We start from the raw sequence: 13019 nt of genomic DNA, 5'->3' as shown, positions 1-13019 counted from the left end.
CGAATGAAGGTAGGTATTTTGTAGGGAAATCGAATATCTTAGCCCTTATTTGCTTGTTTCTGCATTCATATGAAGTCAATTGTTATCACTCTTATCTGCTTGTTTTCCGGTGTATGCCTGTTTGCCCAAAGTAACAATAAAGTGTTGTTGCAGCGTCTTACCCAGGTGATTGCCCAGGCACCGGAATACGACAGCCAGCAAATGAAAACCATTACTGCTTTAAAACAGCTATTGCAGCAATCCGGTAATCAAACCCCTGCGGCAAAATTTGCCCTGTACGCCCGTTTGTTCCAGGCTTATAAAATATTTCATTACGATTCGGCCTACCATTATGCCCGCCTGTTACAGCAAACCGCCCATGAACTCAACGATAAAACCAGCATTACCTACGCACGCATTCAACTGGGATTTACATTTTTAAGTGCCGGCATGTATAAAGAAGCCGAGGATTCCTTATCCTCCCTGCAGGTGGCTACTGAACCGGATAGCATTAAGGCGGCATACTATTCTTTAATGTCCAGGTATTATTACGACCTGGGCGATTTTGACAACGATGCTTATCACAAACCTATTTACATCCGTAAAGGCAATATTTATATCGATTCGGCCACCCGTGTGTTACCCGATACCTCTTTTGAGCATCAGTATCTACTGGGTTTACGTCATATAAAAGCGGGTAACAAACCGGAAGCCTTAGCCTGCTTTAACCAGATCATCCGGCGAAAGGCTTTGTCTAACCACGAACTGGCGCTGGCCACTTCTACCATCAGTGACATTTATATACGCAGCAACCAGCCCGATTCGGCTATTCAATTACTGGCCCAGGCGGCTATTGCCGATATACAAACGGCTACTAAAGAAACCTCGGCCACTTTTATACTGGCACAGCTATTATATAAGCAAGGGGATGTAAAAAATGCTTCTATCTGCATTAACAGCGCCATTGCCGACGCCGTGTTTTACAATGCCCGTCAGCGCAAGGTGCAGGTGAGTTCTATTTTGCCTTTGATAGAAGCTGAAAAGCTGGGTTTGGTAGAAAAACAGCGCAAGAGCCTGTTTACCTACGCTGTAATTGTAACCCTGCTGTTTGTGGCGGTGATAGTGCTGGTGGTGGTGGTGTTACGGCAGGTGCAAAAAATTAAAGCAGCCCAGCAGGCCATAGTGGAAGCCCGGGATAAAGAACACGCCATCAATGGCCGTTTGGCAGATGCCAATGAAAAGCTGGCCGATGCTAATAAGATTAAAGAGGAATATATAGGCTACTTTTTTAACGTGAATGCCGAGTTCTTTAATAAGATGGAAAAGTTGAAGCAGTCGCTGGAGCAGAAGATCAACGACCGCCGCCTGGACGATATCCGGTATATCGTGCAAAACAACATCAACCTGAAAAAAGAGAAGCAGGAGTTATTGCGTCATTTTGATGAAGCCTTCCTGAAACTGTTCCCGCAATTTATCTCCGAGTTTAACGAGCTGTTTCGCCCCGAAGATCATATTGTATTGAAGGAGGAGGAACTGCTGAACACTGACCTGCGGATATTTGCCCTTCTGCGCATGGGCATTCACGACAGTGAGAAAGTAGCCCATATTTTACAGTACTCCGTAAACACGATCAACACCTATAAAACCCGGATTAAAAACAAATCCATCGTACCTAACGAGCAGTTTGACAAGCGGATTATGGATATAAAAACGGTATAAATCTGTTATATATGCAAAAATTTAATCTGATTGTAAGTGTTTGATATGTATTTAGTTATTCTATCAATAAGGCCACTTTTTGCCAATATTTCTTATATACCCACCATATAATTTGCTAACGGCTGTACGCCTTGCTTTCTTTGGTTTCAGAAACAACCTTTTTCACTTATTCTAACAGTTAAAACCTACTGTTTTATGACGAATCGATTGCTTGTAAGGCTGCTATGCTGCCTGCATATGCTGTTGCTTATGCCAATGGGCTTTGCCCAGCAACCATCCCTCACGGGTACGGTTACCAATGCCAGCGGGATGCCACTGGAGGGCGCTACTATCTCCGTTCCGGGCAAAAAAGTCAGCGCTGTTACCAATGCTTCCGGAAAGTTTACTTTATCACTGCCTGCCGGCGCTACGCAGGTGCAGGTGTATTATGTGGGTTTTGAAACCAAACTGGTAAGCGTAAAGGCAGGTGAAAGCCTTGCTATACAGCTGGAGCAAACCAATAATGCCCTGGATGCGGTAGTGGTGGTAGGTTATGGCACCCAAAAAAGGCGCGATTTAACCGGAAGTGTATCCTCGGTAAAAGGCGAGAGCATTAAAAACCAGCCCGTAACCAATGTAACCGAAGCGCTGCAGGGCCGTACTGCCGGTGTGGAAATCATTAAAAACTCTGGTCAGCCAGATGCGCAGCCTACTATTATTATCCGTGGGCTGGCTTCTTTGCACCAGCCGGGTCCATTATATATAGTAGATGGGGTGCGTGTGCCAGGCGATAATATCAACATCCAGGACATTGCTTCTATTGACGTATTAAAAGATGCCAGCGCTGCAGCTATTTATGGTTCGGCAGCGGCGGGTGGTGTTATTGTAATCACCACTAAAAAAGGATCGGGCAGCAAACCGGTAGTTAACTTCAACGCGCGTTATGGCATTACTACACCTAAGCTGGTGCATTTGCTGGATAAAAGCGGTTACATCCGTTTAATGAATATTATACAGCCTAAGTATTTTGCCAATGCCACGCAAACCGATACGCTGGCCAATACCGATTGGGTAAAAGAACTGTATGGCAATGCTTACGAGCAAAACTATAACCTGTCTGTATCCGGTGCATCTCCTTCGGTGAACTACCTGTTTTCCGGTTTTTACAACAAGCAAAAAGGTATTTATCTGAAAAACTATTCTAACATAGCAGGAGCTCGTGTCAATACCGATTTTAAACTGGGCAACTATATTAAAATAGGCGAGCAGCTGGCTGTTTCGCAACGAAAAACGGCACCACCGGTGGGTAGCGAAGCGCAGATTCACAATGCGCCCTTCCGTACCTTACCTATTATTCCCGTGCGCCGCAGCGATGGTAGCTGGGGTGTGGTACCGCCCGGTTATAATGGTTTAAACTTCAGTGGTCCTAACCCGGTAGGTGCTGTAGAATCGGCCGATGCTATTAACTATAAAAATAATTTCCAGGGTAACGTATATGCCGAAGTAAAGCTGCCCTTGCACCTGAGCTTCCGTACCAACCTGGGCTATAACTATTATAACGAAACGCAGGACTATTACCAGAGCGCTTACAATTTTGGTGCGGTGGTAAGTAATATTAACTCATTAAATAAATCGTCTATCGCCAGCAGCCAGGTAGTAACCAACTATGTACTTACCTACGATCAGAATATAGGCAACCACCATATCAACGCTATTGCCGGTTACGAGCAAATCACCAACAAGTACAACAACATCAACGCAGCACAAAGCTATGTAGGCCTGCCTGGTTACTCTTTTATCCAAACCTCCCAATCGTCTAACACCCTTAGTGGTAAAAGCGATAACAACGGTTTGGTAAAGAGTGTGTTTGGCCGCCTGAGCTATAACTATCTCAACCGGTATTATGTAACGGGTAGTTTGCGTAACGATGCCAACTTTACCGTGTTTGGGCCTGATAAGCAGCGTGGTACTTTTGGCGCTGCATCTCTGGGCTGGAACATCAGCGAAGAAGCTTTCTTTAGCCCGCTTAAAAACGCCGTGAACCAGTTAAAGCTGAGAGGTAGTTATGGTACGTTGGGCAACAGTGCTATTAACCCTTACACGTATGCTGCTTATTACGGGCCGTTTGTGGGGCCTAATGGACAGGGCTCTCTTTCCGGCGCCAACTTTTCGCCCGGCGGTTCTTTAAACATTGGCAATACCATCAATGCTATTGCTAACCCCAACCTGCATTGGGAAACCATTTACGAAACCAACATTGGTGTAGATGGGGAAGCTTTAAAAGGCAAACTGTACTTTACTATTGATTGGTATAAGAAAACAACCAAAGACATGCTGTATGCGCTGCCGCTGGCTTTAAGCTCTGGTTTTACCCAGCCTTATTTTACCAACATTGGCGAGGTGAGCAGCAAAGGGGTAGATGTGTTAGTGGGGTATAGAAGTAATGCCGGTAAACTGAATTATGATGTAAGTGTTACCGCCGGCTTTAACTCCAATAAAGTAGATAACCTCAGCGGCATTACTACCGATGCGCTGTTTGATGGTTATAACTATTATAACAATGGCGATGCGGCTTTTGGTGTAAACCCGAATATACCGCTTACCATTACCAAAGCAGGGTTACCTTTTGGTTCGTTTTACGGATACAAAGTGGTGGGTATGTTTAAAACAGATGCAGAAGCTGCAGCCAGCGCGCAGCCTAGTGCCAAAGCCGGTGATTTGATTTTTGCACATGATGCTAAAAACGGCACTACTTTATCCGATGCCGACAGGCAGGTGATCGGCAACCCTAACCCTAAGCTGGTGTATGGCGCTACTGTTCGCTTAAACTATAAAGGTTTTGACCTGGCTATGTTGTTCAATGGTGTTGCCGGTGTACAATTATACAATGGTGTAAAGGCGTACGAAATGTATCCTTTCTCTGATGGTAATACCACTTCCAAAGTGTTCAATGCTTCTTTCCTGGGCAGCAATGGTTTAACCGATCAGCCAAGGCTGGGTGTAGTAAATACAGATGGCAGCTTTACGCTCGACCCCAATGCCAACTACCGTTCGGTGAACAGCTACTTTGTAGAAAATGGTAGTTATGTAAAACTGAAAAACCTGCAACTGGGCTATACGTTTGCCAGTGGTATACTGCAAAAAGTAAGTATTCAGTCGGCCCGTGTGTTTGTAATGGCCAACAACCTGTTTACCATTACCAGCTTTACCGGTGTTGATCCCGAACTGGGCAGCAGTTATTCCGATGCCGCTAATAAAGGCTACACCGGCGGTAGTGTAGGTGTTACTACCCGTGGTGTAAACGCCGTATCGCAATACCCGCAAACACGTATGTATTCTATTGGTGTAGATGTTACTTTTTAATGTTTACCTGTAAAATGAAAAATATGTATAACAAAATATATACTTTACTGCTGATGGTGCTATTGCTGGCAGGTTGCCGCAAAGACCCGTCACTGGTAAGTCCTACGGATAATTATGCAGTGAACCTGTATCCCAAAACCTTAAATGATGTCAACAGTGTGCTGGCTCCTTGTTATGGCAACCTGCGCGATCCTAACCTGTATGGCTTCCATTTGTGGCCCAAGGCATTGGCCAACAGCACGCATACCATCAACAGCATTTATAATGGCGATGCTTCGTGGAACGAAATGGCCAACACCAATCTTTCCATTACCAATCAGTATGCACAGGAAGCCTGGGTGTCTTTTTTTGTAGGTGTTAAAAACTGTAATGCTTTATTATATGCTGCTGATTTTTATGAGCACAACTTTAGCAGGGCAGAAGATAAAACAGCCATAGACTGGGCCCGTGGCCAGGCTTATTTCCTGCGCGCCTTTTATTACTTTAACCTGGAGTGTTTGTTTGGCGAAAGCTATATTACCACTGCCGGCGGTGGTGATAAAATGGGTGTACCTTTGTTTGACAGATTAGCTATTACGGTAGACAGCACGCAAAAGGCACGCAGCACTGCACGCGCTACCTGGGATTTAATTATCAGCGACCTGCAACAGGCAGCTACTTTGCTGAAGGGCAAAAGCTGGACGGGTGAAGACCAGGGCCGTGTGAGTGAATGGGCGGCCAAAGCATTGCTGGGCAAGGCGTATGTGTTTACACAGGATTGGGCTAAAGCCAGGCCGTTGCTGCTGGATGTAATTAATAACAGCGGTAAAACCTTAATGCCTTATGCCAAATACCGCGATGCTTTTATAGGTATTACTGCCAATGAGTTTAACGAAGAATCGTTGTTTGAACTGAACGTGGATCAGGATTCTAAAGGTAATTATGGCGTATATGGCAACACGCCTAATGCTACAACCATTAATGGCTTAATATGGCCGCCATGGGCTTTGGGTAACGATGGTACAGAAGGCAATGCCCAGCCGCTGGGTTATGGCAACGCTTTCCTGCACGATCAAAATGTGCTGCGCTTTGGATACAAGGCAGGAACTTACGACCTGGTAGATAACCCCAGCTTTAACAGTGCCAAAGATCCCAGCTATACCAACCCGCGTAAAATTATGGATCCTGCCTACAAGGTAAACGCTTTGCTGGTAAGAACAGCGCAAACTGCCGATCCGCGTTTATACGTAAATGCCCTGCAACCCTGGGTGGACTCAGTAAAATATGATGGCACCAATTGGTACCCTGTTTCCAAACCTAATTACTATGCGGGCGATAAAAGCAAATATGGATGGAGTGTGCGCAAGTATTCACCCATCTTCAACAATATCAATAACACTGGTCCGGCCGATGCCTGGAACCTGTATTTCCTTCGTTTGGCAGATGTGTACCTGCTATATGCAGAGGCTTCCAAAGCTTCCGGCGAAACAGGGGTAGCTTTAGAATACCTGAACAAGGTAAAGCGCCGGGCATATGGTTATAATATCAATGCCGCATCGCCGGTAGACTATGCCAGTTTAACGGCTACTACCAGCGCTGGCGCGGCCGATCCGGTATTAGGTAACAACCCTTTGTATTACGAACGCTGGGCCGAGCTGTTTAACGAAGGGCATTGGTGGTTTGATGTATGCCGCTGGCGCATTGGTAAAACTGAGGCTACTTATTATGGCACTGCTATTAATGTAAGTGGTCCGTTCCAGTGGGATGATACTAAATCTTACACCTGGCCTATTCCTTTGGCAGAGTTAAACTCTAATGCTAAAATAGCAGGTCAGCAAAACCCTGGTTATAATTAGTAAATAGTAGTAAAGCATATGACGAAACTGAAACAGGTACTTTACCTGTTGGCGGGGCTGGCGTTATGGCAACATGCCATAGCGCAGCCTGCAGCCAGGGTAAAGGCAGCAATGGGCAAAGTGCAGTTGCAATTTGATTTAGATAAAGAGGGGGCACCGCAATATGCGGTATGGTTGGGCAACCAGAAAGCTATATTGCCATCGGCCCTGGGATTGGTGCTGCAACAAGGGGCATTGAACAAAGGCTTTACGTTGTTATCTTCTACCACCACCACCACTGATACTACCTGGCAACCGGTATGGGGCGAGCAGGCCAATATTACCGACAAGCACACACAGGTGGTAGTGCATTTGCAACACCAGTCTACGGGTTATTTGCTCGACATTGTGTTTCGGGTGTTTGCCGATGGTGTGGGCTTTCGTTACCAGATGCCACAGCAAAAGAACCTATTGCATTGTGTGGTAACAGATGAGTCTACCGCCTTTCGTTTGCCCGGTAACTATAAAGCCTTCTGGATACCCGGCGATTACGATACCAACGAGTATGAGTATACCACCAGCCGCCTGACAGAAATAGATAATACTGCCCTGGTAAAGAACAGCACAGATATTGCCGTAAGGGTAACACCTGATAACAGGTCGGTACAAACACCTTTGATGTTGAAGGGGGATGATGGTTTATATATCAATATTCACGAAGCCGCTTTGATCAACTACCCGGCTATGCAATTGCATGTATCGGCCGATTCGCTGTTGCTGCGGGCCAGCCTTGTTCCCGATGCCTATGGCAACAAAGCCTATGTGCAGGCTCCTTTTCACACCCCTTGGCGTACTATTATCATAAGCGACAAAGCCACCGATATACTGGCTTCTAAAATGATCTTAAACCTGAACGAGCCTTCTAAAGCAGGTGCTAACACCAGCTGGATACAGCCCATGAAGTTTGCAGGGGTTTGGTGGGAAATGCAAACTGGATTGAGTACCTGGAGTTATGCTACCGCACCCGACAATACCGATGCGCAGGGGCATTTAATACCCAGTGGTAAGCATGGAGCTAACACTGCCAATGTAAAACGGTACATCGATTTTGCAGCAGAAAGTGGCATACCCGGCGTGCTGGTAGAAGGCTGGAATGTGGGTTGGGAAGACTGGTTTGGTAACTGGAAAGAGAATGTGTTTGACTTTGTAACGCCTTATCCCGATTTTGATGTGACTGCGCTACAGCAATATGCAGCAGCCAAAGGAGTACACCTGATCATGCACAATGAAACATCGGGCAGCGCTACTAATTACGAAAGGAATATGGATACCGCTTTCCGGTTTATGAAGCAGTTTGGATATCCGGCGGTAAAAACCGGTTATGTAGGCAAAATAATACCCCGTGGCGAGCATCACGATGGACAGTGGATGGTAAACCATTATGAGCGTGTGGCACAAAAAGCATTGCAATACCAGGTAATGCTGGATGCACACGAAGCGGTAAGGCCCACCGGCCTGCAGCGTACTTATCCTAACTGGATGGCCTGCGAAGCGGGTCGAGGCAATGAGTACAATGCCTTTACCAACAATGGGAACGCCCCGGAGCACGAAACCATACTACCCTTTACCCGGTTAATGGGTGGCCCCATGGATTATACACCCGGCATCTTTAAACTGAAAGGATATGCTGCCGGTGCGCCGGACAGGCAGTTGCATACCACCCTGGCTAAACAGCTGGCGTTATATGTAACCATATATAGTCCGCTGCAAATGGTAAGTGATCTGCCGGAGAATTACCGTGCGCACCCCGATGCCTTCCGGTTTATTAAAGAGGTGGCAGTAGATTGGGACGATACTAAAATACTGGAAGCTGAACCGGGCGATTATGTAACCATAGCCCGTAAGGCTAAAGGCAAGCCCGATTGGTTTATAGGAGGTATTACAGACGAGAACAGCCGGGTTGCTACCGTCAATTGTTCCTTTTTGGAAAAAGGAAAGCAATACCAGGCCACTATTTACGAAGATGCGGCCAACGCCCATTGGAAAAATAACCCGGAAGCTTATCATATTCGTACCGTGCCGGTAAACAGTGAAAGTAAATTAAGTCTGCCGCTGTCGGCCGGTGGGGGGGTAGCTGTGCATATTGCATTAAAATAAAAAAAATTGCCTGCGCAGTTCCAATGCGTTGGTGACCATACACCTTTGTAATGTAAACAAGAAGTAACAATAGCTGATTCCGGTGTCGTAGAAAAGAGATACTTCTGGGTCGCGGGTTCGAGTCCTGCCTGCTGTTTCAATACATCTGTAGCTCAGTCTGGTAGAGCAAGACAATCGCTCTTTTCGATTATTTACCCGGAGATATATCGTAGCAAATCGGTAGTTGCCTTGTTTTTAAAGAAATGGAAGCCCTCTGTAGTTGATGCAGGGGGCTTTTTGTGTGTTATTTAAATGGTTGATTGCACTATTGTGTTCGGAGGTTTGACCTTTTAGGAAAAATTGCAATGCAATAACACGGTTGTGTTAAATAGAGGGTTGGTTCTTATTTGTATATCAAAAAAAATATTTATTTTTATTTTGATATATTTAGTAACCCTACAACCGGAACTAAGTGCGACAAGCACCATTACTCATAACAGTACTTATGTTGTTATGTACATGCGTATGCGTGTATTCGCAACAAGCAAACCCACCCCGCAAGGTACATGTTGTTCCGTTGCCTTATTATTTACCCGTTATTCATACAAGTGAGGTGTATCAGGATACAAGTGTGGGTAGTAGTGCCGCATCCAGTAAAGGAAGTTTATTGCCTTATAGTAGTCAGCTGGGTAAAAAAGGATATAGTTCTTTTGTAAGAGTGCCGGAGAATCAACCAGTTGTGGAAGCTTCCTCACGGCCTTTGCCTGCACAAAAAATACCGGATTGGAACGTGCATGGTAATATATTATATAATGTAGATTATCGCTCTTATATAGATACTCCTTATGCCGAAAAGGATGTGTATTATCATACCATTCAAACTTGCCTGGATGTGGTGTATAAAAACAGGTATCCGATGCGGGTGTACCTGACTAACCGTTTCAGCAATTCCGCTTTCACACGTCAATTTTCAGATATTAGTATGCAGTTTAATACTGCTGATTTTAAAAACAGGATTGTTCAGGCGGCTAATCTGTATATAAATAGTCATGCACCTAAAGATTCATTGGCTTACTGGCAGCAACTGCTGGATGGTAAAAGAAACCAGGCAGGGCAGTTGCAGGCCTGGGTTAATGATCCTGCTACTATGCAGCAACTCATAGAAGCAAAAGAAAAGGCATTGTACCCGGGTAATGGTCATCAAAAAACATTGGATAGCAGTGCGTTAAACTGGAACGAACTAAGTGGTCAGTTAAACAATAAACCGCATATGCCAGGCGCTAAAGAGGTGCCGGCTTATTTGCAGGGATTCTGGCGTGCAAGAAGAAATGCAGGTACTGATACGGTACCTTCGCATGATAGCAGCTTTACAGTAAAGTATGAAGCACAGAAAAAACGTGCCGATTCATTACAACAGGAACTGGCTGTATGGGAAGGGAAATACAGAAAATATAAAACCAGGCTGGCCCGGTTGCAGCAGCAACGCGGCAAACTGGATATGGCAGGAAGCACCAATGACCTGGAAGTAGAACTGAAATCGAACAATGTACCGGATACCACTTTGCCTGCTCATTACAAAACGTTATTGGCCATAAAGAGTTTTGGTATCGGTCGGACATTGGTAGATTACTCTGAACTGTCTGCCAAAAATGTAAGTATCAATGGAATACAGGTAGAGTATAACCCTTCTTATTATGTGGCTATTGCGGCAGGAGGTATTGATTACCGGTTTCGCGATTTTATTGTAAAAAATGCAACCGCTCCGGGTCAGTTCCTTACCATGGTGCGGGTAGGTAAGGGGATAAAGAACAACAATACTATTATACTTACCTGGTACACAGGTAAGAAGCAGGTGTATAATGGCAGTGGCGCTACAAATGTTACTCAGCCCGACTATCATCTGATGGGCTTTACGCTGGAAGGCAACTACCGGGTGAACACTAACACCACCATTACGGCAGAGGTGGCAAAATCGTCTATGCCTTATTATAACAGGCCCGGTAATGATAAAAGCCTGCTGTCGGGAACGTTACGTTTTAATGAGCATTCTAATGAAGCCTATGCAGTAAAAGCGCAATCCCTTATTAAAGCAACGGACACGAGGCTAGCCGGCTTTTACAAACACTATGGAGCTAATTTTCAATCCTTCAGTTTAATTTCTACAGGAGTGCAGCAACGGGCATGGATGTTAAAGGCCGATCAGCCTTTTTTCCGGAAGAAGCTTACGGTATCGGCTTCTCTGAAAGAAAATGATTATAACAATCCATCTGTGAATGTGGCTTACAGCAGCAACGTAGTATTTAAAAGTCTGCAGGCTACCGTGCGTGTGCCCCATTGGCCGGTATTGATGGTGGGCTATTACCCCAGTGCACAACTTACCAAACTGAGTAACGATGAATATACCGAAACCATGTTCTATTCATTGGTGGCGAATATGAATTATTACTACCAGGTGCATGATATAGGTATGAATTCATCGGCTATGTATACCCGGTTTTATAACAAGCAAACGGATAGTGCTTTTTTATATGCCAACACTACTAATTATATGTTTAGTCAGTCGTTTTTCCTCCGCAGGCTTACCGGGCAAAGCACGGTATCTGTAGCGCTAAGCAGCGACTATCATTTATATACAGCAGGCAATGAAGCGCAGTATACATTATTGCAATGGCTGAGTGCAGGGGCGGGGATAACCTATAATTACCAGACCGGTTATAACATAGAACAGGTGGGGTATAAAGGAACTGCCATTATCAAAATTCCCAAACTGGGCGAAATACAGCTCACTATGGAAAAGGGATTTATTCCGGGGGCCAACAGGCAACTGGTAGAAAACCGGACAGGTCGCTTTAGCTTTTTCAAAATATTTTAAAAAACAGGTATGATGTCGTTTAAAAAGCAACTGTTGTTGATCATGCTTTCTGCTGTTGTTGGCGGGGTAAAGGCTCAGGTGAGCGTAGCGCTGCAGGTGCCGCCAACAGGTGTTGTTCAGAAAAACCAGCTCTGGAATATGGTGCTGGTGAATGGAAGTAGTGCGGAGTGTAATGTGGAGGTAACACTTACCTTGTCCAGCACTACGGATAACAACCCTGTATTAACGGCTACAGGCAGGGTGGTTACATTGGCCAAAGGAGCGCACCAGTGTAAGTACTCCGATTTTGCACCCGTTAATTACAGGTATCTGTCTGCCATATTTAATGCAGATATGCGTCCTGAAGGCTTTTTGCCGGTAGGTAATTACACGGCTTGTTATACGGTAAGCCGTTGGATTGGCGATTTGCCTGAGCCATTGGCAGAGGAATGTGTAAGTCTGGAAGTGCAGCCCTTAATGCCACCTGTATTGAATTTGCCGGCAGATGGCAGTGTTGTGGAATCGCGTAGTCCGCAGTTTACCTGGTTGCCGCCTGCGCCGCTTCAGTTGATGGGCGATCTTAACTATGATGTGGTGATAGCGAAAGTAACCACGGGGCAAAACGCGTTAACAGCCGTACAACAAAATATTCCTGTATACAACGAAGCGCACAGGCGTAACACCTTTTTAAACTATCCTGCTTCGGCCAGCTTACTGGATACGGGCATTACTTATGCCTGGTGTGTAATAGCGCGTAACAGCGACCGGTTTGTGGCTCAAAGTGATGTGTTTACGTTTACAGTAAGTGGCAAACAGGCAGAAGTGATTGTGCAGGAAGGGGCTTCTTATATCCGGTTAAAGCGCGATGCCGAAACTGCTTTGGCCATCAGTGCTGGCGATGTGGCTATAGAATATACGCACGACGCTACTGATAAGGTGGTGAGTTATACGATATATCCATTGGATAACAGCAGCAGGCAACTGGCTTCCGGAACGCTGAAGGTAGTGCAGGGACAAAATTTTATCACACTGCCTTCTTCGGTCACCCGCAAACTACAGGAGCATACAAGTTATCGCCTGGAACTTACCAATACTCGTAACGAAAAGTGGGGTGCCCGCTTTACTTATCGTACTAAAAAATAACCTGTGTTTATCATCAACGCATTCAACTTTTAAAC

At 45.4% G+C, this 13019-nt stretch carries 6 protein-coding genes; all 6 read left to right on the top strand.

Annotated features, from left to right (window positions below):
* The first annotated feature begins 69 nt into the window (after positions 1 to 69).
* Positions 70 to 1698: a DUF6377 domain-containing protein gene (locus FLA_RS17695; protein WP_076381349.1), complete on the top strand. Its 1629-nt coding sequence runs from the start codon at positions 70 to 72 to the stop codon at positions 1696 to 1698.
* A 195-nt stretch (positions 1699 to 1893) separates the two neighbouring features.
* The gene (locus FLA_RS17690; protein ID WP_084206430.1) at positions 1894 to 5040 is read left to right on the top strand and encodes a SusC/RagA family TonB-linked outer membrane protein; all 3147 of its coding nucleotides are present in this window, start codon (positions 1894 to 1896) and stop codon (positions 5038 to 5040) included.
* A gap of 23 nt (positions 5041 to 5063) precedes the next feature.
* A complete protein-coding gene (locus FLA_RS17685) occupies positions 5064 to 6875 on the top strand; it encodes a RagB/SusD family nutrient uptake outer membrane protein (RefSeq protein ID WP_076381573.1) in 1812 nt (603 codons plus the stop codon).
* Between the two features lie 18 nt (positions 6876 to 6893).
* A complete protein-coding gene (locus FLA_RS17680; protein ID WP_076381351.1) occupies positions 6894 to 9011 on the top strand; it encodes a glycoside hydrolase family 97 protein in 2118 nt (705 codons plus the stop codon).
* A gap of 508 nt (positions 9012 to 9519) precedes the next feature.
* Positions 9520 to 11862: a hypothetical protein gene (locus FLA_RS17675; protein ID WP_076381352.1), complete on the top strand. Its 2343-nt coding sequence runs from the start codon at positions 9520 to 9522 to the stop codon at positions 11860 to 11862.
* 9 nt (positions 11863 to 11871) lie between these two features.
* Entirely contained in the window at positions 11872 to 12984 is a 1113-nt protein-coding gene (locus FLA_RS17670; protein WP_144264117.1) for a hypothetical protein, read from the top strand.
* The last annotated feature ends 35 nt before the right edge of the window (positions 12985 to 13019 follow it).

Origin of the sequence: Filimonas lacunae (genome assembly GCF_002355595.1) — a bacterium.
Taxonomy (GTDB): Bacteria; Bacteroidota; Bacteroidia; order Chitinophagales; family Chitinophagaceae; genus Filimonas; species Filimonas lacunae.
This window is presented reverse-complemented; position numbering and strand designations above follow the sequence as displayed.